The following is a 23,927-nucleotide window of genomic DNA, read 5'->3' as shown; positions in this document are numbered from 1 at the left end:
CACTGCCCCGACTACACCATTGATCTTGCCAACGTAGTGCTTACCGACGACAAGTGCATCGTCATACAGGCCCGGCCTGAAAGAGACTCACTTGACTATCAGGAGTACCAGCAGCAGGCGCTGGTAATGCGGGAATACTACACGGTAGGCAATGCAGCGGGCATCGAGCTCAAGAGCCTCAAGTGACTCAGCGATTACGATCACATCCCGAAGATGTGGGTTGAGCGTATCAACGCTTACTATCAGTATTCGGTGCTATGGGAAGAGCCGGGTCGACCCTCGGTGCGTGCCAGGGAAGTCCACTATTCCGCAGACGGCTCTGACCGTGAGTACATCTATTCAGCGCCCATTCTTCAGTTGCGAGGAGATTACCTGGAGTGGGATTCGGTGCTGAAGGAGGCAATATACTATCTCAATGACTCGCCGGGTCCGGTCAGTTTACGGGAACTCTACAGCGATCCACTCCAGAATGATGACTACACCTGGAGCAGCGTCAAAAGCGAGCAAGAGCAGTATGACGAACTCGGCAACATCAGGAATCGATATGTATTCTCGGAACCAATGAAAGGTCCCGATGGGACCTGGGCCAGCGCAGGCGCCGAGAGCTACGATTACTCTGAGTCAGGAGAGATCACCCTCGAAGTAATTTATCACGTGCCGGCATTTTCCAATGACGGTGTACTGCAGGCACCAGAGAGCATCAATCGAAACTGGGATGGCGATTCTCTTGTTGAAGAAACCATTTTCTCTCTTCCGCTGCAGACTCCTGCAGGCGACTGGCAATCAGTACCGGAGGAAAGGTTGTACTCAGTGGACGGTTGGACAGAGCTCAGCTATTACTCTGCCCCGCTCTTGGCTACGGATGGCACCTGGGAGTCCCTTGTGGTCCGAATGGAGACCACGTATGACACCGGCGGTACGGCAGTCCTGATCCAGTCGGAACCGCTGCAAGCCACGTCAGGCGAATGGCAAAGCGTGATGGTATCCACCTCGTGGAGCGAGCCATCCGGGTACAGTAACGACGCGGTCTTCTCGGAGCCTCTTCAGCAATCGGATGGCAACTGGGTGTCGGTGATGGAAAGCTCCAGCCGGACTTGGGAGGACGGCTCATCCCAGAGTATCACCTACACAGATCCACTACAGAACGACGACGGTAGCTGGACGTCAGTTCGTGACGAAGAGCGCAACTATTCGGACGGAACGATGGCGAGCATTGCGACCTATGCAGCGCCGCAGAAACCTTCGAATGGATTCTGGGGCACATCCTATCTGTCGCGCACCATCTGGTCGGGTAGTAACCGGACTGAACTCGACTATTCGTCACTGCTTGAGGCCCCGGACGGAAGCTTCGTAACGTCGGTAACGAAGGCCAAGCGCGCCTATGACGGCAGCACGCTCCAGACCGAGTGGCTTTACGCTTCACCCTATCTCGACGAGTACGACACCTGGACGACATACATTCGCCGCGTGAACTACCATAGTCGTGGCTGCTACACGACCTATTCCCAGAACGGCAGTATTCTGACCGACACGTGCCAGTAAGCACGAAGCCCTGCCCCGACGCGCTTGCTTTACGCCCGCATCGGGGCAGGGAAAATAACCAGTTGGCGATAAGACGTGGTAGAACCCGACCAAGCTGTAATCGCACATACTTATAATACAAAGGTATCCGAGTATCGCTATGATGGTGCACAGGAGTGTTTGTGGCTTATTTGAAGTGTTACGGTAGGCGGATAAAGATTAGCTACACCACTTCCTATACAAGTTTCTTGGATTCAGGAGGACTTAGGTGGACGCTTGCAGCCCCCCCAAGACCGCCTTTCTCTTAGAGCCATAATCCATAATATCTCCCCTCCATTTAACAGGCCTTGTTGTCTCTCAGTTCCAATACCTTTGAGCTAGAAAACAGGCAAAATAAACCGCACAGTTCTATAAGGTGAGGAAGTCTTATCAGGCTCTGCCCCCCACAAAAACCGGACTGTCATAAACTTTTCTTGTTTTCTGCACACAACCTAAACGCACTGTTTATACCCTTGCACCTCACTTGCTCCTTCTTAAAGAGCATGAATCAACACCAATCCTCACGGACGACTCGAACAGGCATATGGATGCCTAAAGCCACGCTTTACGGATTGGCTAAAAAATTAGTGAGGGAACCCAATGATCAAGAATGCCTCTTTGGCACTGGCTGCGCGCTGTGCCCTTAGCTTGCTATTGCCTACGACACTATATGCCCAAGACGTTGCCATTTCTGAAATTGCCTGGATGGGCACTACAGCCAGCACCGCTGACGAATGGATCGAGCTGATCAACAATACCAGTAGTGACATCAACCTGGGGGGATGGAGCCTTGCATCCACTGACGGCTCCCCTTCAATCACTTTGTCCGGCACTCTTCCCGCTAATGGGTATTTCCTGCTTGAGCGCACCGACGATAACAGCGCTCCCAACATTGATGCAGACTTCATCTATACCGGCGCTCTTGGCAATACCGGAGAAATGCTGGAGTTGCGTGATGACACCAGTACGCTCCAGGATGCGACGTCTTCCAGTTGGGCAGCAGGCGACAATACCAGCAAGGCAACGATGGAGCGCATCGAGCCGTTTGCTGACGGCGCCCTGAGCAGCAGCTGGGCCACTGCAACAACGGCTTACATGGTCGGCTACGGCACTCCACAGAATGCTGCTACAAGCAGTGGCAGTGGTGGTACTCCACCCGTATCAGAAGCGTTCAGCTATAACCTTGAATTTGCTGGAGGGCTGACTGCATCGACTGTCACCGACCCCAATTCCAGCTCCTCTGCCAACAGCTCACTCCCCATGGCCCAAGCCATGCTGAATCGTATCAATAATGCGGAAAACACTATCGATTTCTCTGTCTATGGTTTCCGAGAGCAATGCGCCTTCAAGGATGCCTTGGTTGCAGCCCAGATGCGCGGGGTAACAGTTCGTGGTTATGTGGATCAAGAAAGCGATGGCAGCTACACCTATCACGATAGTAATGGCTGTGACACCGCAGCTATGATTACTGCGCTGGGTAACGATGGCAGTGGCAAGCCCTGGGTACGTTTTGACCTGAATACCGGAACAGGGAATGGTTACAGCGCCATCATGCACAACAAATTCTTTATCATCGATGGCGAATGGGTATCTGTAGGGTCTACCAACTATAGCGATACCGGTATTGGAGGCGAATACAACGCAAACTGGAACATGCTGATCCAGTCCATCAATCTGGCCAATGTTTACACTGCCGAATTCAATGAAATGTGGCAGGACGGCCTCTCTCACAACGCCAAGGAAGACAACACCCTCCATCTACTACCAAGCTATACCGATGGCACCGAGGTCGAGAGCTATTTCGCCCCCACCGATGATGCCATGAGCAATGCCATTATCCCGGCAATCGATAGCGCAAGCACCAGCCTGGATGTTGCTATTTTCTATATGACCAGCCAGGAAATTGCTGATGCCATTCTCGCCGCTCATACTCGTGGCGCCAACGTGCGGGTCATTATGGATTCCACAGGGGCAGGCAACAGCTACAGTAAGCATCCCCAGCTTTGTAGTGCCGGCGTCCCAGTTAAGATCGAAAACTGGAACGGCAAGATGCACATGAAGGCCCTGATGGCAGATGATGATCAGCTGATCATCGGCTCACAGAACTTCACCGGCGCTGGCAATAGCAGCAATGATGAGAACACCCTGCTGATTAAGGGCAACGCCATGGGCAACATCAGCTCGTCCTATAATGCTTACTTCGGCGCACTCTGGAGCAGCATCCCCGAAACCTTCAACTGCACCAACCCTGGTGCTGAGAGTATTTCTACCGGTAACACCTGCTCCGACGGAGTCGATAATGATTACGATGGCTTCATCGACAATGCCGACAGCGGTTGTTCTGGCTCTCTGGAAACCACCTACGAACAATGTACCGATGGCAGTGATAATGACGGTGACAGCTATATCGATGCCGATGACTATGATTGCTGGGACGCGCTCGGCCTGGAAGCAGAGAATACCCAATCGGCCTGTACCGATAGTCTGGACAACGACGGTGATGGTTATGCCGACGCGGCAGACTATGACTGCTGGCCGGCACTGGGCCTGAGCAGTGAAAGCGATACCGCTGCCTGCAGTGATGGCACCGATAATGATGGCGACGGCTTTATCGATGGATCGGATTACGATTGCAGCGGTGTCACTGGGCTTCCCTCAGAGAGCGGTGAAGCGGTCTGCAGTGACAATGTAGACAACGATGGAGACAACAAAAAGGACCATAAGGATACTGACTGCCCGGGGACCACTGGTGGTAACGGTAACAAAGGGAATGGCAACCAGGGCTAAATTACCCGCATAAGGAAAGGGGCCGTGAGGCCCCTTTTCGCATCAAAGCTTCTTGAGCTTTTTCTTCATCTTCTTCAGGACATTTTCCTGTTTGCTGATCTTGGCCTTGCTGGACTTGATGGCTTTCTTCAGCTTTTTCTTCTTGGACATGATGTGACTCCGTATTTCTGGATCAAATTAACGGGCCGGAAGAACTCGGCTAGTCACCGGACTGCTTTTCCTGGTCCTTGATGAAGTCGCGAATGAACCTGCGAACTTCACGAGCTGCGCTGGTATCAAGCTCCTCACAGAGAGAGACAAAGCGGGCTCGCTCCTCATCATTGATGCGGATGATCAGCTGGCTGTTCTTTTTTTTCGATTTGGGCTTGGACATACCGTTAACCACAGAGAGAAAAAAGTGCAGCAGCATCACCTGCCCATGCGCGACACTGAACCACATTATTGACCATCCCAAAGATAGTCAATGTATATACAAAAATAACAGCGCGTCTCCCATGAAAATCTTAGATGTGCGATGACCAAACACCGGCTTTGGCCATAAAACTGTCAAACCCGGTCGCTAGTCTGCTTGTATGGAAAAAACCGCCCGCACCGGTCGCAGCAAGCTGCCGGTCTTCATATTGCATACCCTGGTGATTGTCTGCCTTGCCGGTGCCTTTCTCACCGGCATGCGCATTGCCTCCGCTTCCGAGCCCCAGAGCTGGGCGGCAGTGATCACTGCCTTTCTTCCCCAGGGCAACGTCTATCGCTGGCACAGTTATCTGGGTGCCGGGATTCTCTTTATCACCGTCGGCTATGTGATCTTCATCGCCGTGTCCGGCCATTACCGACGGCTGAAACGTCTGCCTAAACAGTCACGCTGGTCGCGGGAAAACCTGGTGCGGCAGATCATCGCCTTCGGGCTGGTTCTGGTGGTCCTCTCGGTGACCACCGGCCTGTGGTTGTACCTGGGCGACCCGGGTCAGTACCGCAGTCTTGTTCTGACGGTCCATCATGTCAGCGCCTGGAGCTTTGTGGTTTACACCGTGGTGCATCTGCTCAGCGTACTGCTGGCAGGCGGGATGCGCCGGCTGCTGGCTATATTCCTGCCCCGTTTCACCCAGCCTGGCCTGACCGCCATCGCCTGTGTGGCCGCTCTTGCCGTGGCGGGCTGGCTCTACGCTTCCGGTAACCGTGCCGGCTCGGAATTACTCCTTCACTACACCCAAGCTCCTGTGGCGCTGGACGGAGAAGCCCGGGAAACAGCCTGGGCAGGCATTGCGCCCGTCACTGTCCATACCTTCAAGGGCCGCAACCAGGGTGATGATGGCATTCCTGTGGAGATCCGCGCCCTGCACGACAGCCATTACGCGTATTTCCTGTTTTCCTGGCCGGACCCTACCCGCAGCCTGACCCATTTGCCGCTGGAAAAAACCGAAGACGGCTGGAAGGTCATCCAGACCGAAGCCCGTACTGCCAATGAGAACGTCTTCTATGAAGACAAGTTCGCGGTCATGCTGTCCCGCTCCTCGGAAATGGCCGGGGCCGGCACGGTGCATCTGGGCAAAGGGCCTCTGTCACGTCACCCGGATTCTGCCGGCGGCCGGGGACTGCACTACACCACCAATGGCGTCTATGTGGATGTCTGGCATTGGAAGGCGGTTCGCACCGGCCTGAGCCTGGGCCAGGCCGACGATAACCACTTCGGCCCTGCCCTGCCCTCCCAATCGGAATACAAACGCTACACCGCCGGCTACCAGAAAGACCCGGACTGCGAACACCTGGTGCGCTGGGAAGCCAACGACTATCAGCTCAAACCCGAGTGTGGTGGCTACATCATGAACTGGACACTCTATGATGATGGCATTATCCAGCCCCGCCGCTTGCCCCGGGACATTCGCCAACTGCAGAGCCTGAGCCAGATGGACCGGGATGCCAGTACCTCCGACCAGGGCCAATGGTGGATGAACTGGAACAACACGGTGCGCTACAACGCCGAAACCGACACCCTGCCGGTAGGCACGGTGATACCGTCGGTACTGTCTCTTGGGCCTTTTACCCAGGGACGCGGCGGCGTGGATGCCGGGGCCCGCTGGGCCGATGGCCGCTGGACACTGGAAATTCGTCGTCGCCTGCAGGTGAACAACAAGTATGACCTGCCCATCGAGGACGGCATGCATTTGTGGGTGGCGCCGTTCAATCATAGCCAGACCGGCCATGCCTACCATTTGCACCCGCTGAGGCTGTCGCTGGAACCCGCACCGAATGAGTGAACGGGACAACCGCCTCTCCCTGATCCTGCCGCTGTCGCTGGCAGTGTTGATGCTGTTGCTGCAACTGGCCGTGGACAACCAGTTATTGCGTCTGGATGTGGATGCCCTGCAGCAGGGCCAGATCTGGCGACTGCTGACCGCCCACTGGGTACACGCCAGCATGCCCCATGCCTTACTGAACCTGGTATCCCTGCTGGCCATTCTCTGGCTATTACCGGAGCTGCGGGCACCCCGGCGGTTACTCACTGTGCTATTGGTGAGCAGCCTGTGGATTGGTTTGATCCTGTGGCTGTGGTATCCACACATTCGTTTGTATCTGGGTTTTTCCGGGGTGTTCTATGCGCTGTTGGCCAGCGGCACCGTGCTCATTTGGCCGTCCCCATTGGGCCGCTTGCTGGCCCTGTTCCTCTTGCTCAAAGTCATCTGGGAACAGACTCTTGGGCCCATACCATTTTCTGCCAGGCTCTCTGACGGCAAGGTCGCCATTGAGGCCCATTTGCATGGCGTGACCAGCGGTTTGCTTGTGGGACTACTGATACGCAGGAATAACCAACACCCCCGCCTCTAAACAGAAAATAGTGAAGTTTTCAGGCTGCTCTCAGCAGCCGCTAGCAAAATAAACTCTCGTTGAGATCTGTGGTTAGTGGCCGTATTGCACGATATACGTTTAAACGAAGCATCGCTGTATTCGGCTTTTTTCAGCAGTATTTTTGACACTATTTCGTCACGCTCTACCTTTACGTTAACCCTCACATAATCACGGCTTACGTCGCTACAGTATTGTTACAACGCTTAGTAACGGAACGCCTGTACAAAATTAGTGACCCGGATTCAGTCTACGTTGTAGCCTAGAGGGCCGTCATGTGCATGGAGTGTAAAACGATGAGCAAGCAGCCCGTCCACCTCAAGCCCATTTACCCTGCAAAGACACACTCCAAAATGAACGCCAGCTTTCTCGGCTACGTCGCCCTGTTTACCACGTCTGAAGAGATCCTGGCGTTTGGAGGCTATGGTCATCCCGAAGACCCATCTTACCGAACAGACCACCCTGCCTGGGCTCATCGTTTTGAAACGCTGGAAGACCTGAAACAGCTACATGCCCAAGAGCCAGTACTTCCCTTGGCCCTCTATGACACGAACGGTGAACTGTTGCTAGAGCATGTAGCTCCGACACATTAATGCAATATAGCCTGAGTACCATGCCCTCCGAGGTGTAACCCTCAACCCTCAAAGTAATAAAAAGGCAACGTCTCCTTATTTCGGGGTCCATAGGGATCTGGCCCCTTTTGTTTCGTTCTCCTTTCTCTGTCACACCCCTTTAATACTTTTTTCTTATTCTCGAATAATGTCGAGTGCTTTCCCAAGTAACGCTGATATTGACGAGGTAGCTACCTCGTCTTTTTTTTGTTCTTTTAACGCTCGACATTCCTGACGCAAACATTGGCCATAAAAAAACGCACCCCGCCAAAGCAAGGTGCGCTGTTATTGCCCGGTTCAGGTATCAGCCACGGCGACGCAGGCGTCGCCCTCCCATCAGCATCAGAGCCAGCAGCAGGAACTCGAAACCGCTGGCACCCAGGAACTCATCGTCATCATCGTCCCCGGCATTGCCACCGCCTTTGTTCTCGCCACCGGTATCCGGGGTTTCCCCTTCCACGTCAGCCATCTTCAGATCCGCATACACCAATCGGTGATCCGAGCTCTGTACACCCGGGCCAACCAGCGGGTACAGCACATCCGCCTGCCCTGGCCAGAATACGGCGGTCTGTTCCACGTCCAGGCCGAACTGGGAGGGCAGCACATAGTCGGCACGCATCTGCCAGTCGGCGGTGTGATTGGGGGCGTTCTCGTTATCCGGGTCATTTTCCACGGCACCGGTGCTGGACGGCATGACCGTACCGTTCACATGGCTGCTATCGATCAGCAGGCTCATCGGGTCACCAGTGGCATCGCCCTCTACCGGCGAGGCGTTCAGGTCACCCAGGATCACGAAGCGGGACTCCGCTGCCAGGCCACCGGTATTACCTTCGTCATCGTAGATGTAGGAAGACTTGGCCGGGTCCACGTAATCCGCCCAGAAACGAATTTCGTCATGGTTACGTTTGCCGTTGCGGTCTTCCTCGCCATCAAACACCGGTGGCGTGGGGTGACTGGCCAGCATGTGTATCACGCTGCCGTTCACTTCCACCGGCACATCCCAGTGGCTCTTGGATGACAGCCGGAAAGCGTTCAGCTCTTCGTCCGTGAACCACGCTTCGCCGGTTTCCGGGTCAGTGGGCAGCATGGCATCGGGCATGTCCTTCCACAGGAAGGTCTGGAAGGTGCGCACCTGGTCGGTAACGATGGGGTATTTTGACAGCAGCACCATGGCGTACTGGCCCGGGAAATCGCCAAAGCCGTAGGCATCATCGCCACCACTGCCTGCTTCACCGTCGTTGTTGAAGTCGTAGGGCGTCATGATGCCGGTGTTGGATTCCGCCAGGTACATGTAGGCGTATTCAATCGGGTCCGCACCGTTCTGGCTGACCTTGAAGTAGTTCTCCTGGAGAGCCTGCACCGCGGTGCCGTCGGCCACATAGTCGAACTCGTTGAGCAAAATCACATCCGGGCGAACACGCTGGATGATTTCCGCTACCTTGGCGATCTGGCTATCTTCACCGCCTTGGGCATCAGTGAGAATCTTCCCTTCACTGCTGCGGTTCAGGTAGGCATTGAATGTGGCCACTCGCAGATCCCCCTGCGCCTCCGGCACTCCTTCGTTGGTGGATGCCACCACGGTCACCAGATCATCCCGAGTCACGGTGCTGGTGATGCCATCGGCGTCGGTCACCGTCAGCGTCACGGCGTAGGTGCCAGCCTCGGCATAGGTGTGCTCCACCTCGGCGTCGCTGGCGGTGTTACCGTCACCGAACTCCCACAGGTAGGTGTAGGGCGCCACGCCGCCACTCACCGAGGCCTTGAAGGTCACCGGCTGGATGGTGGTGTATTCGGTCTGGGCCAGGTTGAAGCTGGCGTTCATGGCCTCTTCCCCATAGGTACTGATCATCTGGAAGTTGTCCACTCCGGTGCGACGGCCTTCGCCGGACCCCGTGCCGGTGGTAGTGTAGCGGAACGCGATGTGCGCCGTGCCGGTGAACTGGGCCACGTTCACTTCGTAGTCGGTCCAGGCGTCATTTTCTGCACCGGACTGATCCACGTCCAACGTCTCCCAGGTAACACCTTCGGCCAGCGGGTCCCCGCTACCGGAGTAGTTATTGGAAATCAGTACTTCCAGGGCCGGGCCGCCGTAGTTGGTGTAGATCTGGAAACGGGCCAGAGCATTTTGCCAGTTCAGAATCTGCAGTTCCGGCGAAATCAGCCAGTCATCGCTCACATCATCGGCACCGAAACCGTTGGCGATAGCGCCGGTCTGGTCGGCACGCTCTTCCACCACCCAGTCCGCGTTACTGCTGCGCGAGTAGGCGCTGAAGCTACCCAGGGAACTGACGTCGTCAAACTCCTCCTTGGTGACTTCCTTTTCCTGCTTGACGCCGTCCAGGGTTTTCACGATCCGGGCATTGGCAATGCCCATGCCTGCGCCATCCCCCGGGCCGGTACCGGTAGACGTGTAGACGAAGGCGATGTGTACCGTGCCTTCGTAGCCAGCCAGGCTGATCGGCCCCATGGATTGCCACTGATCAAACAGCACCGGGAAACCCACATTCAGGTCGGTCCAGGTAGCCGTCTGCGGATCGGCGCCATCGGTATAGTCAGTAGAGATCATCACCTTCAGGGCCGGGCCGTCGTACTTCTGATAGAAGTCGAATTCCAACGCGGCGCCCTCCTCGATGTTGGTGCCCGGGAAGATCAGCCAGTCGTCACTGGCGGCATCGGCACCGAAGCCATTGATGAAGGCACCATTGATGCCCAGTTCATTACCGCCTTCCCAGTTAGCAGTACTGGCGGCACTGTGGTTGGTCCAGTCGGAAGGAATACCGGAGGCAAAGTCCGTGCCTTGCACGGTGGCGTTCTGGTAGTTGCCCCGTACCACGATGTTATCCACTTCCCAGGCACGGCCATCGCCGCCACCCGTACCGGTAGACACATACTGGAACGCCAGATAGACCGCTTCGCCACTGATGCCGGAAATATCCACGCTGGTGGGCGTGAACACATAGCCGCCTTCCGCCGGTGCCGACCAACAGAAACTGTCGGTGGTGTCGTTGCACTCGGGGATGGTCGTCCAGCTTGCAGACGCCGGGCTCGCATTCACCGCCGGGTCGTAGTCACTGGAATAGGCCAGCCGCAGCATGGGGCCATCGAAGTTATAGGCACTTTCGAAACTGAGGGAGGCGTCGACATAGAAATCCAGCGCCAGGGCCGGGGTAATCAGCCAGTCATCACTGATGGCATCGGCACCAAAGCCATTCATGTAGGCATAGTTGGCGCCACCGAATTCCGCCGCTGCCCAGTCATTGTTACTGGTGACGCTGAACTGGCTCATTGCACCCAATGTGGCGCTTTCAAAATCTTCCTCGAAGATTCTAGGCACCGCATTGGACAGGGTTTCCGCAGCCACAGGGTCGCTGGCTGCGGCCAGGCCGGCGGCGCTGTAGGGGCGCACCCGGTATTCGTAGCTCACGCCTTCATCAAGCTGACTGTCCACATAGCTGGTGGTATCCGCCTCCAGGCGCCAGGTGAGAATATCCCAGTAGCCTTCAGCGTTTTTCCGCTCCAGTTGATAACCGGTTTCCTCGAAAGTGGCGGCATCATCCCAGTTCAGTTCGATCTCGCTGATCGACAGCGGTGTAGCTGCCAGCGTGGTAGTAACAGCGGGAACGGTATCGACGACATTGGAGACTACCGCCGTCAAATCCATATCAAAGCTCACGTCGGAGCTGCCGGCATCCGCCTGGTGAAGCTCCACGGCAACCACGTTATTGCCGGCCTGTAACAGCTCTGGTTGCAGATGGAATTCGTAGTAGGTGCTTTCCGCTGAGCCACCAATGGCATTGCTGGCGAAGGTGGACACGGTAATTTCACCGTCAGGCATGTTGCTGCGCAGGGCTTCCTGGCCATTGATGTGCACCACGGCACCGTCATCACGTAACAGACGCAGAGTCAGTTTGATCACGGCTCCCGGGTCAGCCACAGTGAAGCTGCGACGGAAGTAGGTGGTGGTGAACTTGTTGTTGGCATCAGCCCCGAAACTGATTTCGGTAGTTTCGTCGCCATCACCATAGCCCAGTTGGGCATTGCCCATGGCCCAGGCAGAGTCATCAAAGGCCAATTGCTCCCAACCATCCGCAGAGCTGCCGTCATTCAGATAGCGCCACTGGCTGCCGGTGCCGACCAGTTGCACATTATCGATGTCAGCGCCTTCAAATCCAGTGGCCGGAAGACTGATGACTTCACCGGACAGCGGCTGCCAGAACGGCAGGCCGGCCGGCATGGCGAAAGCATCCGCATCCTGCTCCGCCTGGGTCAGCGCCGTAACAGTGGACGGGTCGAGCAGTGCGCCGGCATTCATTTCGTTCTCGGAACCGAAACGGACGGTACGAATATCCAGATTGTCCGGGGAAGCATGGACCAGTTTGAATTGCCAGAAGGACGCACTGTCCATGGTCCAGGGCTTGTCATCATCGGTGGGGCGGGTCGGAGCGCCCCAACTGCCTTCACCGATCAGCAGAGTGCCGTTGGCATCATCGCGCTTGAAGTCCTGGTAGCTGCCCTCGCCAGTGTCGTAGACCACCGGGAAGGTGTACTTGGACATATGAGTATCGGACTCCACAAGTACGTCGAAACCGGTATCGGTAAAAGTCTGTGCCCAGGCGTCGATGCGGCCGTCACCTTCGGATTTCCCGCTAGTATGCGGGCGCATGGGGCGGTGGTAGTTACCGATCTTCCAGGTTGCAGAAGAGCCTGCCGCATCTGAGGCCAGCCAGGCAGTCTGCGCATCCCAGACAGTGCTGTCCTGGGTGGCGTAGGCACCATAACCCACGCCGGGCTCGGCTTCGGAATTGAGCGTAAAGATGCGCATCATGTCACCCCCCACATTCAGGCCGTAATAGCCATCCTCGGGGATACCGAACACATGGCTGAGCATGTCGGTGACATCGTTTTCATGGTTTCCGTGGGTGGCCACGATGGGATAGACCCGGCCATCGTCACTGCGGCTGAGCTGCCAGTCTTCCAGCCATTCCACCCACTGGGCATGGGAACCCACATCGGTAAAGTCGCCGTTGAACAACACAAAGAGGGGACGAATGGTTGAGACCAGCTCCATGCCGATCTGGCGCGGTTCGCGGTTGGTCCGCGAGTCGCCGCCGGCGATAAAGGGGAAATCACTGGCACTGTCCGGTGCCGTCATGAACCACGACGACTCACTGCACCCTTCGCTGTCACAGATCTGATAATAGTACGCGGTATCCGGGGTGAGGCCGGTGATCCTGGCAAGCTGCGTTTCCAGTGTGTCCGAAGCCGCATCGCCGGGATGCAACATCGCGGTAGTTTCATCCACCTCTTCACGGACCCAGCCGCTGCCGTCGCTGCTGGTCCCGATCATGACATGAGGGTCCGACCCGGATACCAAGCGCCAGCCCAGTGTTGCGGTGGTTGCCGGATCATCAGTCCAAGCCAAGCGATGCAGATCGCTGGCTGCATATGACACCTGATTACAGCCAGCCAGCGCGAGCAGCGCAGCCAGTAAACGCCCTTTCATACCCTCACCCTCTTTCGTTATTCGTTCCGTTAAAACTGGGAGCAAACCAGAAGGCAAAGTAGCAAGTGATTATTACGTGAAGGACACAGAAATATGTCTGTTTTTGAAAGGGAGTGAGTTTGTCATTTAAATGACAGAAGCCTTAACGTGGCTATCAATTCATGCACACCTATAATACAAAGGTGTGTAATGGCAGTTTCTGCGGCATTCCTCTGAGATTTTCAAAAAATCTCGCTACTAGAAGCCACACTTATTATTCGACTGCACTTGGCAAGTACTACCAACTTGAAAGGCCAACAAATTACGAACAAAACGGGGTCTTTTACGGTTTGATAACCAAGACCTAGCCTCCAGCATTTATTCCAACACTCAATACCAACTCATATTCCCCTGAACACCAGCCTTGTCCCACTCAGCATTACCGCCTTTACCGGCAGCGCCGCCTACTGCGCTGCGTCAGCGGTGGTATCAACCTGCTCCGCCAGCTGTTCGTACTCACTCAGGTCACGCTGGCATAGGGCCTCAGGGTCTACCGCCACGCGTTTTGACGAGGTACAACCAGCCCGCAGCACGAAAACCGTTAACGAAATAACGACGACCACCCGTCCCGAGTGGCGAAACTTTCACCAACACCGGGGATTTCCCGTTTGTTTTGTGCCGGCATCGTTGGCAACATGGAGTGGAGCCTGAACAAGAGACAACAAACAGACAGGCTCACCTTAACTGCAGGAGGCTTCGCATGAGCGATTACGACGACAGAGATGATTACCAGCAAGAAGCCGAAGACCTGTTGGAAACGATTGAGCAGGTAGAAGAAACCCTGACAGTCATGTCCAAAGTAGTCGGGCAGCTAAAGGAACAGGTGGCCTCACACCTTGACCCGTACACGGTTGAAATGAGCGCCGAGGAATTCCTGGAGCAGTGCGAGAACCTGGAAGGCACCTGGCACTAGTTCTTATCAGTGTGAAGTGACAGGGGCCGCATCGATGGCCCCACTCTCACCTACTCCGCGATCCTCTCCGGATAACGGCGTACCCCATCCACCCAGGTCCCTCGCACCTGGATAGACGACCAGTCACCGATAAATTCCCGCGGATCGCGATCCAGCCAGACCAGGTCCGCGCGCATGCCGATACGCAACTGCCCTACCCGATCTGCTACGCCCAGCTGCCTGGCGGCATCCACGGTGACTGCCTGCAGGGCCCGCTCCACCGGGATCGCCTGCTCCGGCCCCAGCAAGGCACCGGAGGCGGTGCGGCGCTGGACCGCATTCCACACCAGTTGCAAAGGCTGGAACGGCACCACCGGTGAATCCGCATGCAGGGTGAAGCGCAGCCCGGCATCCGCCGCTTCCGCCAGCGGACTGATGCGTGCTGCCCGTTCCGGGCCCAGGAAAATATCCCGGTGGCGATCGCCCCAGTAATACACATGGTTGTTGAAGAAAGAGGGAATCACATCCAACGCCTGCATCCGCGTCAGTTGCTCTCCGGTGGCCATCTGGGCATGGATCAGTACCGGTTGTACGGTCACGTCCGGGCACTGCTGCCGGGCCGCCGCCACCGCATCCAGGCTCATGCTGATAGCCGCATCGCCATTGGCATGGATCGCGGGCTGCCGACCGGCACAATGGAACTGCACCACCTGGTCGGTGAGCTGTTGGGGCGACTGGTTGGGAAAGCCCAGATATTCCGGCGGGTGATCCTCGGGCACGGTAAAATAAGGGTCGTTGAGAAAACCGGTATAGCCCTGCAAGGAACCATCACTGACCAGCTTCACCGACCCCAAGTGAACTCGCTCACCCTCCGGCAGGCTCCACTGGCCGTCCTGCCGTGCCTGCTCGGCCGCCGCATCCGGCCAGACACTGAGCCGCAGGGGAATCAGCCCGAAACGCAACGCCGGCACCAACGCCTTGATGGTGGCGGTATCGGCCAGGCCGTTCTGGGCGAAGGTAATCCCCCGTGACAGGTACAACCGCGAGGCCCGGCGCATGACCCGGTAGCCGTCCATGGCCGACAGCTTCAACAGGTTGGCACGCACCGGGTTGAACGCCGTCTCCGCCAGCAAGCCATTAAGGCGACCGTCGCTGTCGCGGCCATAATAGCCACCAGGCGGGTCCTGCACGTTCTCAGTGATGGACATGGCCTTCAGGGCTGCCGTGTTTACCACACCCAGATGGCCGGAGATATGCATCACCATGATCGGTCGGGTTTCACTGACCGTATCCAGTTCCGCCCGGGTGGGATAACGCTGGTCGCTCACCGTGGTGTCGTCGAACCCGAAGGCCATCAGCGTCCCATCCGGGCGCCGCTGGGCCAGGGTACGCAACCGCTCCAGCAGGGTGGCAATACTATCCAGGTCGCCAATCGGCGGGCTATTGGCATCCACTGCCACCGCCGACAGTCCCTCACCGGGGAAATGGCCGTGGGCCTCGATAAAGCCGGGCATCAGCACACCACCCTGCAGATCCACCACCCGCACATCACGACTCACCTGGTCGCGCAGTGCATCGCTGTCCCCCAGCGCCACGATCTCGCCGCGCTTGACCAGCATGGCATCCACTTGGGGATTGCCCCGGTCCATGGTCATGATGGTACCGTTGGTAAACAGCTGCACCGGGGGCGGTGGCGGATTGAACCAGCGATGCACCCCGGCCACACCCACAGCCAGCAACGCCAGTAGCGATACGGCCCCGATAAACCAGACTTTTTTCATAGTGATCGCTCCTTGGCAGCGTGCTAGCGCTGACTCTGCCGTGACCTTCCTGCGGTCTCAAGCGGGAATATCACATTTGTTAATGAAACAGATCAGATTACCCCATACCTGTTCCCGCCCCGGGCGCGCTATAGTGAAGCCCGACGTGCAGCCTGCGCACCAACTTAAAGCAACTTTCCTGCACCAGCATGAGGAAAATGCGGCACCATCCTTGCATTAACCGCGGTGAATTTTGACAGCCACGCATTGTGGACTCCCGCTAACAGTCAAAACCGATAGCGGGATCAACTGGAGACAACGCACCATGAAAGCATCAGATTTGTTCGTTCGCGCCCTGGAAGCTGAAGGGGTTGAACACGTCTTCGCCATCCCCGGGGAAGAAAACCTGGACCTGCTGGAGTCCCTGCGCGGCTCGAAAATCAAACTGGTGATTACCCGCCACGAGCAGGCCGCCGGTTTCATGGCCTCCACCTATGGTCGACTCACCGGCAAGGCCGGTGTGTGCATGTCCACCCTGGGCCCCGGCGCCACCAACTTTGTAACCGCCGCAGCCTACGCCCAGCTGGGCGCCATGCCCATGGTGATGATCACCGGCCAGAAGCCGATCAAGACCAGCAAGCAGGGCCAGTTCCAGATCATTGATGTGGTCGACATGATGCGCCCGCTCACCAAGTTCACCAAACAGGTGGTCAGCGGTGACAGCATTCCCACCCGCATCCGCGAGGCCTTCCGCCTGGCCCAGGAAGAGCGCCCCGGCGCCACCCACCTGGAATTGCCGGAAGATATTGCCCGCGAACATTCCACCATGCCGGTGACCGAGCCCAGCTCAACCCGCCGCCCGATTGCCGAAGACAAGGCCATCTGCAAAGCCATCGAGGCCATTGAGGGTGCGCGCAAGCCGCTATTGCTGGCCGGGGCCGGGGCCAACCGCAAGCTGACCAGCAAGATGCTTCGCCAGTTCGTGGAAAAACTGGGTATCCCGGTGATCACCACCCAGATGGGTAAAGGCGTGGTCGACGAAACCGGCCCGCACTTCCTGGGCAACACCGCCCTGTCCGACGGCGACTTTGTCCACCGCGCCATCGACCAGGCCGACCTGATCATCAACGTGGGCCACGACGTGGTGGAAAAGCCGCCGTTCTTCATGCGCCCCGGCGGCGCCGAAGTAGTCCACATCAACTTCAACTCGGCCCAGGTGGACCCGGTGTATTTCCCGCAGATCGAAGTGGTGGGCGACATCGCCAACAGCCTCTGGCAGCTCAAGGAACGCCTGGAGCCACAGGAGCACTGGGGCTTCTCCGATTTCCACCGTATCCGCGATGCGCTGCAGAAACACATCCGTGAAGGCATCCAGGACGACAGCTTCCCGATCCGCCCGCAGCGACTGGTGGACGAGATCCGCAAGATCATGCCGGAGGATGGCATCCTCACCTTGGACAACGGCATGTACAAGATCTGGTTTGCCCGTAACTACCCGGCCACCAAACCCAATACCGTACTGCTGGATAATGCCCTGGCCACCATGGGCGCCGGCCTGCCCTCCGGCATGGCCGCCAAGATGGTGCACCCGGACCGGCGCGTGATGGCCATCGTCGGCGACGGCGGCTTCATGATGAACAGCCAGGAACTGGAAACCGCCGTGCGCCTGAAGCTCGACATCGTGGTACTGATTCTGCGCGATGACGGCTACGGCATGATCAAGTGGAAGCAGAACGATATGGATTTCCAGGACTTCGGTCTGGACTTCCAGAACCCGGACTTCGTCGACTATGCCCGTTCCTATGGCGCCTATGGCCACCGGGTGGAATCCACCGCCGGCCTGGGTCCCCTGGTAGAAGAGTGCTACCAGACCGGCGGCGTGCATGTGATCGACTGCATGGTGGATTACCGCGACAACAGCCGCATTCTCAATCGGGAAATCCGCGAGTTGAGCAGCAAGTTGTGACGTTAACCCCCAAGCGCTGAAGCCGGTCTTTACCGTTTGGGGTTTTGATTTAAGTGTCGGACGTCTGACGTCGGACGTCCGACGCGAAACAAACAGCACCCAGCCTCATGGCCCCAACCACGCCATCAAGGAACCGACATGCTAAAAGACGCCTACCCCTACTACCTGGCCAACGAAGCCGTCTTCGCCAACCAGGATCTGGATGTCACCGACAAATACAGCGGTGAAGTGGCCACCCGAGTAGCCATGGCCGATGCGGCCACCATTGATAAAGCCATCGACGCCGCTGACAAAGCGGCCAAACCCATGGCGCAATTGGCCCCCTACGAGCGCCAGGCGATTCTCTACCACTGCGTGAAACGCTTCGAAGAGCGCTACGACGAACTGGCCCTGGCCCTGTGTATTGAAGCGGGCAAACCGATCAAGGATGCCCGGGGTGAAGTAGGCCGCCTGATCGACACCTTCCGGGTAGCCGCCGAAGAAGCCGTGCGCATCGACGGCGAAATGCCCAACCTGGAAATCTCCGCCCGTGCCAAAGGCTATCGCGGCATGGTCAAGCGCGTGCCCATCGGCCCGTGCTCGTTTATTTCCCCGTTCAACTTTCCGTTGAACCTGGCCGCCCACAAAGTGGCGCCGGCCATCGCTGCCGGCTGCCCCTTTGTGCTCAAGCCGGCCAGCCGCACCCCCATCGGCGCCATCATCATCGGTGAAGTGCTGGCGGAAACCGACCTGCCCAAGGGCGCGTTTTCCATCCTGCCCTGCCACCGGGAAGGCGCCGACCTGTTCACCACCGACGAGCGCTTCAAGCTACTCAGCTTCACCGGCAGCCCGGACGTGGGCTGGGACCTCAAGGCCCGCGCCGGCAAGAAACCGGTGATTCTCGAACTGGGCGGCAACGCGGCGGTCATCGTCGATGAAGATGCGGACCTGAACGATGCGGTAGAGCGCATCGTCTTCGGCGCCTTCTACCAGTCAGGCCAGAGCTGCATCGGCGTACAGCGCATCCTGATCCACGATGCCATCTACGACGAACTGAAAGCCAAACTGGTGGAAAAAACCGCCGCCCTGAAAATGGGCGACCCGAAAGACGAAGACACCTTTATCGGCCCGGTGATTTCCGAAGGCGAAGCCACACGCCTGGAAAACTGGATCAACGAAGCCGTGGACGCCGGTGCTACCTTGCTGGTGGGCGGCAAGCGCGACGGCGCCATGCTGCAGGCAACCTTGCTGGAAAATGCCCCCAAGGGCACCAACATCGTGGAAGAGGAAGCTTTCGGCCCGGTGGCGGTGATCAGCCGTTTCAGCGATTTCGACGATGCCCTGAACACCGTCAACGAATCCAAGTTCGGCCTGCAGGCCGGCATCTTCACCCGCGACCTGTACAAGGCCCAGAAAGCCTGGGACGAGCTGGAAGTGGGTGGCGTCGTGATCGGCGACGTGCCCAGCTGGCGGGTGGACAACATGCCCTACGGCGGCGTGAAGGATTCCGGCCTGGGCCGCGAAGGCATCCGCTGGGCCATCAACGACATGACAGAAGAACGACTGCTGGTGATCCGCACACCGCAGTCCTGATCGGTTACCTCCCTCAGGACCAGGGAGCACGGGCCCGTCATCGCAAGATGGCGGGCCCGTTTTTAGGTAGGACAGCGCCGAGCCCTCAACAATTGACAATCACCATACTTGTCAAGGGCCTTTTGCCACAGGCTAAAGCCGACCTCACAAACCTTCACTACACGCTCATCTGTCATTTGCTACCGTCAATGGCCAAACGAATGCCGTTCAGCCCGATTTTACCACCTATCACAAGTTAGTTATTTACTATCAAACCCGTTCAGATCACTTTACGACCTGACGAAAAGTGTGACATGTGTCACAAAATTCATATGCAAAAAACCGGTCCGAGACCGGCCAGGAGATCCTCAATGAAGAAACTTCTCACTGCTTCTGCCATGACTGCGGCACTCTTCAGTGCTCCCCTGGCCAGCCAGGCGGAAACGGTAGACACAACATTCGACGTACTGCTCACCCTGCTTGCTTCATGCACCGTTGACCAGCCTAATGATCTGGATTTCGGCACACGTACCGAAGCAGCCGTGAATACAGGTGGCATTACCTCCACCACCACCGTTGTCGTGACCTGCTCCAACGGCACTGGCTTCGACATTGGCTTGAGCGGCACCAATGGCAGTCGTGCCATGACCACCGCCGCAGGCTCATCGGTAGCCTATGAACTCTACCAGCCCGATAACAGCACTGCTTGGGAGAGCGGCGCTCCCGCCGTGGAAGTGTCCGATGTAGGTAACAGCGCCCCACAGAATTTCACTGTGAACGGCTTGATCCCAGCCCAGACAGCCACGATTGCCGCTGGCGATAATATTGACGGCGATACCGGTATCAATCTGAGTGATACCGTCACTGTGACCGTCACGTTCTGATCCGCATAGCCACCATTGACCGCCCCCGCTGTGGGGCGGACAGGATCGGGGATGCATTTACGTGAATTCATCATCCACCTCAATACGCCGCTTGATAGAGAGACAGGTGCTCACCGCCCCTGCTTATCTGCTCGCGGCGTTTTTGTGTTGGGTGGGCCCTGCGTGGGGTCAAGACTCCCAGCTTGCTGATTCCGGTGAAACATCACAGAGCCGGGTGTCTTTAAACCAGACCTTCTCTCAATCAGATATTGCCCGTCTGCGAGCCCAGGCCAGCGGCAAGAGTAACGCTGCCTATATTGCCTATCCGCAACTGATCCTCAACGGCTCAGCCACCGCTCACATGCTACCCACCCAGGTGTATGGTCAGGAGCTGGCTGTGGAGACCCGGGAATTACAGAAAATCGGTGTTCAGTTCCCAACCCCTCCCCAGGCTCAATGGCAAACCCTTAAAGAACTGGGCATCGCCGGGCGCTATGACAACAATGCCCAACAGATCAACCTGGTGGTCCCGGCGCAATGGCTCCCGCAACAATCCCTGACCACAGGCACATTCCAGAACAACAGCCCGGTGCAGCGCGGCCGGGGTGCACTGCTGAACTATGATGCATTCAGTACCTGGCAGGAAAATGGCGAGAAAACCACTTCGGCAAGCCATGAGGCACGCGTATTTGGTGATTGGGGCGCCTTTAGCAGCAGCGGCGTGGTACGTTGGAATGATGCCGACCCGGATACTTCCGGCGACTACGTGCGGCTGGACAGTTTCTGGCGCTATACCAACCCGGACAGAATGCGAACCTATGTTGTCGGCGACACGCTCAACGGGGCGCTAAGCTGGACCCCTACTGTACGACTCGGTGGGGTTCAGATCTCGCGGAATTTTGCATCAAGACCGGACCTGATTACCTTCCCGCTACCGCAAATCAGCGGTTCTGCCTCGCTGCCTTCCGCACTGGAAGTCTTCGTCAACGACTTGCGCCTGACCGAACAAAATGTTCAGCCAGGCCCTTTTCTTCTGGAAACCTCCCCCCGTCTGACCGGGCTTGGGGAAGTGCAGGTAGTGACCACCGACACGCTGGGCCGACAAGTCAGTCAGACCGTTCCCTTTTACGTCAGCCCACAACTCCTGCGTGAAGGGTACTGGGACTACTCCGCCACAGTAGGCGCTCCCCGCCGTTTCTACAGTGTACGCTCCAATGACTACGATGATGACCCGGTCGCTACCGGGGTGGCACGTTACGGCCTCAATGACCGGCTCACCTTGGAAGCCACAGCCAGCGCCAGTGAATCACTCGCCAATGCCGGTGCCGGGGTGGTGTTTCGCCCTGGACTATTTGGCGTCAGCAACCTGGCCCTGGCCCACGGCGAGGACGACCTCAGCCAGGGGACCCAATGGGTCGCCGGGCATGAATTCCGCACCCGCCGTTTTGGCCTCAGCGGGCAGTACACACGCCGCACCGAAGGGTATCGGGATCTGGGTAACAGCCTGGATGTGCGCCCAGCCATCGAAAGCAGCCTGCAGGTCAACGGCAGCCTGAACCTGGACCAGCACGGCAGCCTCAATGCCAGCTACCTGGATACCCAGCAGTTCAATGGCGATGAAAACCGCTTTCTGGTGATTGGCCATAATCGCACGCTTTGGCGGCGACTATCGCTTACCCTGAGCGTGAACCAGAACCTGGATGACAGTGAAGACCGGACCTGGCTGGCGTCTTTCAACTACCATCTGGATCGATCCCGGGACCGCCCCTTACAGGCAGGCGCCCGCATCAGTCATGATGAAAAGGATGCCAGCACCAGCACTGTGCTGACCTTGCAGCGCCAGGTAGAACAATTCTGGGACCTGGGCTGGGATCTGGCCTATAGCCCTGATTCAGACGGGATTCGCCGCGCCAGTGGCCGCTGGTGGACCCCCTACCTGGATGTACAGGCCGGCGTGTTCCGCCAGCAGGACACGACCAGCACCTTTGCCAACCTGAGCGGCTCTCTGGTGACCAACTACGAGGACGTGTTTGCTGCCAACACCATGGATAACAGCTTTGCCATCGTAGATGCCGGCGGTTTCACCGATGTTCCCGTGCGCCGGGCCAACCGGGTTATCGGCCATACCAACCGCAATGGTAAATTGCTGCTTCCGGACATGATTCCTTTCACGGAAAACAAGCTGAACATCGAGATCAACGATCTCCCGGTGGATGCCCAGATCGGTAACACGGAATTACTGGTCAAACCGGCCGACCTTACCGGCATTACCGCACGCTTCTCCGTTGAGCAACGCCACAGTGCCGTTCTAGTGATCCATGACACCGGCGGTGAACCTGTACCTGCAGGGAGCCGGGTACTGTTCAGTGACACCGATGTCACCGTTGTAGGTTACGATGGAGAAGTGTTTATTCAGGGGCTGGAAGCGGGCAACAATGAGTTGGGAATTCTTAACGACGGCAAACTATGCACGGTTCGATTCGATTTCACCCCTGCGCCAGGAACCTTGCCACGGGTCGGTCCCTATACCTGCAGACCGACCTCTGAAACCATTGATCCATAAAGGGTGATGTGCATCATGATAAAACGCTTCACTGTCCTCTTCGTTTCCCTGCTGTTAGCCCTGGCTACGCCGTTGATGGCCGGACAGCTCACCGTGGCACCCATTCGATTAACCATGAGCCCGATGCAACCCAACGCCACTTTCACGCTCACCAACGGCTCCAACGATGACGGCTTTTATCAGTTACAGCTCTTTGCCTGGGAACAGGAAAATGGTGAGACGGCACTCAAACGGCAGCAAGACCTGATCATCACTCCACCCGTCACCATGATTCCCGGCAACAGCGACCAGGTGGTGCGAGTGGTACGCCAGCGCCCTACGGCTTCCGACAAGGAAAAAAGTTATCGCCTGATCATCAGTGAAGTGCCGGATACCGAATCGGAACGTGGCGCTCAACTGAAGGTCCTTCTCAGGCTTTCCGTGCCGATTTTTGTCGGTGACAAAAGCCAGACCCACGCCCTGTCAGTGACTCAACAACAAAACCGATTCGTCATTCACAATCGCGGCGACGGCCACGCTCGCCTTGTGGACGCCTATTGGCTGGATGACAAGCAACAACAGCATCCCATCCGCAAAGGGCTGGTGGGTTATGCACTTCCTGATAGCGATTTGTGGCTGGATCACGAAGAGCTTGACGACAGACCGACAGCCATCACTTTTACTGCCAACGGCAAAAGCCTGACCTTGCCCGTTGAGGAGGAATGATGAAAACGGGAATCATGTTGCTGTCTAGCGCCGTACTCTGTTTAACCCCGCCGGCATGGGGGGTGGTGAATTGCAGTATAGACGGCAATCCCATCCTGGAATTCGGCAACGTGGATCCCTTTACCGGCGGCAATGTACTAACGCAGGTCACAGTGAACTGGTCGTGTACCCGTGGTTTTTTTGATTCTAACCAGAGCACCATGTGCGTTCATGTGGGCAACGACAATAGCGGCGGCATGTTGCCGCGGCGGCTGGTACCCAATAGCACCCAGCCGCCATCGCGCCCCTT

General features: G+C 57.3%; 16 protein-coding genes. 13 read left to right on the top strand and 3 right to left on the bottom strand.

Annotation, left to right across the window (positions count from 1 at the left end; genetic code table 11):
* The 3 genes from ACFE0K_RS09565 to ACFE0K_RS09555 form a co-directional block, all read left to right on the top strand.
* On the top strand, positions 1-186 hold a 186-nt coding region (locus ACFE0K_RS09565), incomplete at its 5' end, for a hypothetical protein (RefSeq protein WP_434535849.1).
* A gap of 27 nt (positions 187-213) precedes the next feature.
* Entirely contained in the window at positions 214-1,542 is a 1,329-nt protein-coding gene (locus tag ACFE0K_RS09560) for a hypothetical protein (RefSeq protein ID WP_434535848.1), read from the top strand.
* A 618-nt stretch (positions 1,543-2,160) separates the two neighbouring features.
* Entirely contained in the window at positions 2,161-4,347 is a 2,187-nt protein-coding gene (locus ACFE0K_RS09555; RefSeq protein ID WP_434535847.1) for a phospholipase D-like domain-containing protein, read from the top strand.
* Positions 4,348-4,546: 199 nt separating this feature from the next.
* On the opposite strand, the gene ACFE0K_RS09550 is transcribed toward ACFE0K_RS09555, so the two are convergent.
* Positions 4,547-4,786 (bottom strand): hypothetical protein, encoded by a 240-nt coding sequence (locus ACFE0K_RS09550; protein ID WP_434535846.1) that lies wholly within the window; start codon positions 4,784-4,786, stop codon positions 4,547-4,549.
* A 133-nt stretch (positions 4,787-4,919) separates the two neighbouring features.
* Between ACFE0K_RS09550 and ACFE0K_RS09545 the strand changes: the two genes are divergently transcribed.
* The 3 genes from ACFE0K_RS09545 to ACFE0K_RS09535 all read left to right on the top strand — a co-directional run bounded on the left by ACFE0K_RS09545 (position 4,920) and on the right by ACFE0K_RS09535 (position 7,778).
* Positions 4,920-6,599, top strand: a complete 1,680-nt coding sequence (locus ACFE0K_RS09545; protein ID WP_434535845.1) for an ethylbenzene dehydrogenase-related protein — start codon at positions 4,920-4,922, stop codon at positions 6,597-6,599.
* Positions 6,592-7,167, top strand: coding sequence for a rhombosortase (rrtA, locus tag ACFE0K_RS09540; protein WP_434535844.1), 576 nt, complete (start codon positions 6,592-6,594; stop codon positions 7,165-7,167). Before ACFE0K_RS09545 ends, rrtA begins: the two co-directional genes overlap by 8 nt.
* A 314-nt stretch (positions 7,168-7,481) precedes the next feature.
* Positions 7,482-7,778: a hypothetical protein gene (locus ACFE0K_RS09535; protein WP_434535843.1), complete on the top strand. Its 297-nt coding sequence runs from the start codon at positions 7,482-7,484 to the stop codon at positions 7,776-7,778.
* A 322-nt stretch (positions 7,779-8,100) separates the two neighbouring features.
* Here the strand turns inward: ACFE0K_RS09535 and ACFE0K_RS09530 are convergent, their stop codons facing one another.
* Positions 8,101-13,299 (bottom strand): choice-of-anchor J domain-containing protein, encoded by a 5,199-nt coding sequence (locus ACFE0K_RS09530; protein WP_434535842.1) that lies wholly within the window; start codon positions 13,297-13,299, stop codon positions 8,101-8,103.
* Between the two features lie 739 nt (positions 13,300-14,038).
* On the opposite strand from ACFE0K_RS09530, the gene ACFE0K_RS09525 reads away from it, so the two are divergent.
* A complete protein-coding gene (locus ACFE0K_RS09525) occupies positions 14,039-14,251 on the top strand; it encodes a hypothetical protein (protein WP_035248960.1) in 213 nt (70 codons plus the stop codon).
* A gap of 50 nt (positions 14,252-14,301) precedes the next feature.
* Here the strand turns inward: ACFE0K_RS09525 and ACFE0K_RS09520 are convergent, their stop codons facing one another.
* On the bottom strand, positions 14,302-16,011 hold the full coding sequence (locus tag ACFE0K_RS09520) for an amidohydrolase (RefSeq protein ID WP_434535841.1): 1,710 nt from the start codon (positions 16,009-16,011) through the stop codon (positions 14,302-14,304).
* A 304-nt stretch (positions 16,012-16,315) separates the two neighbouring features.
* Between ACFE0K_RS09520 and ACFE0K_RS09515 the strand changes: the two genes are divergently transcribed.
* The 6 genes from ACFE0K_RS09515 to ACFE0K_RS09490 all read left to right on the top strand — a co-directional run.
* On the top strand, positions 16,316-17,956 hold the full coding sequence (locus ACFE0K_RS09515) for an acetolactate synthase large subunit (protein ID WP_434535840.1): 1,641 nt from the start codon (positions 16,316-16,318) through the stop codon (positions 17,954-17,956).
* Between the two features lie 138 nt (positions 17,957-18,094).
* Entirely contained in the window at positions 18,095-19,528 is a 1,434-nt protein-coding gene (locus ACFE0K_RS09510) for an aldehyde dehydrogenase family protein (RefSeq protein ID WP_434535839.1), read from the top strand.
* Between the two features lie 350 nt (positions 19,529-19,878).
* Entirely contained in the window at positions 19,879-20,391 is a 513-nt protein-coding gene (locus ACFE0K_RS09505; protein WP_434535838.1) for a Csu type fimbrial protein, read from the top strand.
* 214 nt (positions 20,392-20,605) lie between these two features.
* Complete coding sequence (locus ACFE0K_RS09500; protein WP_434535837.1) at positions 20,606-22,933, top strand: fimbria/pilus outer membrane usher protein; 2,328 nt, start codon at positions 20,606-20,608, stop codon at positions 22,931-22,933.
* Positions 22,934-22,948: 15 nt separating this feature from the next.
* Complete coding sequence (locus ACFE0K_RS09495) at positions 22,949-23,638, top strand: fimbrial biogenesis chaperone (protein WP_434535836.1); 690 nt, start codon at positions 22,949-22,951, stop codon at positions 23,636-23,638.
* Positions 23,635-23,927, top strand: a 293-nt coding sequence (locus ACFE0K_RS09490; RefSeq protein ID WP_434535835.1) for a spore coat protein U domain-containing protein, incomplete at its 3' end; no start/stop codon positions are given. The genes ACFE0K_RS09495 and ACFE0K_RS09490, both read left to right, overlap by 4 nt.

The sequence above is a fragment of the Alcanivorax sp. genome (assembly GCF_051117345.1).
GTDB lineage: Bacteria > Pseudomonadota > Gammaproteobacteria > Pseudomonadales > Alcanivoracaceae > Alcanivorax.
The sequence above is the reverse complement of the archived record's forward strand: the minus strand, read 5'-3'. Positions and strand labels throughout refer to the sequence as shown.

Excerpts from the sequence above, each read along its gene's own strand:
- ACFE0K_RS09560 (WP_434535848.1), top strand. The coding sequence starts at position 214 with ATGTGGGTTGAGCGTATCAACGCTTACTATCAGTATTCGGTGCTATGG.
- ACFE0K_RS09555 (WP_434535847.1), top strand. The coding sequence starts at position 2,161 with ATGATCAAGAATGCCTCTTTGGCACTGGCTGCGCGCTGTGCCCTTAGC.
- ACFE0K_RS09550 (WP_434535846.1), bottom strand. The coding sequence starts at position 4,786 with ATGTGGTTCAGTGTCGCGCATGGGCAGGTGATGCTGCTGCACTTTTTT.
- ACFE0K_RS09545 (WP_434535845.1), top strand. The coding sequence starts at position 4,920 with ATGGAAAAAACCGCCCGCACCGGTCGCAGCAAGCTGCCGGTCTTCATA.
- rrtA (WP_434535844.1), top strand. The coding sequence starts at position 6,592 with ATGAGTGAACGGGACAACCGCCTCTCCCTGATCCTGCCGCTGTCGCTG.
- ACFE0K_RS09535 (WP_434535843.1), top strand. The coding sequence starts at position 7,482 with ATGAGCAAGCAGCCCGTCCACCTCAAGCCCATTTACCCTGCAAAGACA.
- ACFE0K_RS09530 (WP_434535842.1), bottom strand. The coding sequence starts at position 13,299 with ATGAAAGGGCGTTTACTGGCTGCGCTGCTCGCGCTGGCTGGCTGTAAT.
- ACFE0K_RS09525 (WP_035248960.1), top strand. The coding sequence starts at position 14,039 with ATGAGCGATTACGACGACAGAGATGATTACCAGCAAGAAGCCGAAGAC.
- ACFE0K_RS09520 (WP_434535841.1), bottom strand. The coding sequence starts at position 16,011 with ATGAAAAAAGTCTGGTTTATCGGGGCCGTATCGCTACTGGCGTTGCTG.
- ACFE0K_RS09515 (WP_434535840.1), top strand. The coding sequence starts at position 16,316 with ATGAAAGCATCAGATTTGTTCGTTCGCGCCCTGGAAGCTGAAGGGGTT.
- ACFE0K_RS09510 (WP_434535839.1), top strand. The coding sequence starts at position 18,095 with ATGCTAAAAGACGCCTACCCCTACTACCTGGCCAACGAAGCCGTCTTC.
- ACFE0K_RS09505 (WP_434535838.1), top strand. The coding sequence starts at position 19,879 with ATGAAGAAACTTCTCACTGCTTCTGCCATGACTGCGGCACTCTTCAGT.
- ACFE0K_RS09495 (WP_434535836.1), top strand. The coding sequence starts at position 22,949 with ATGATAAAACGCTTCACTGTCCTCTTCGTTTCCCTGCTGTTAGCCCTG.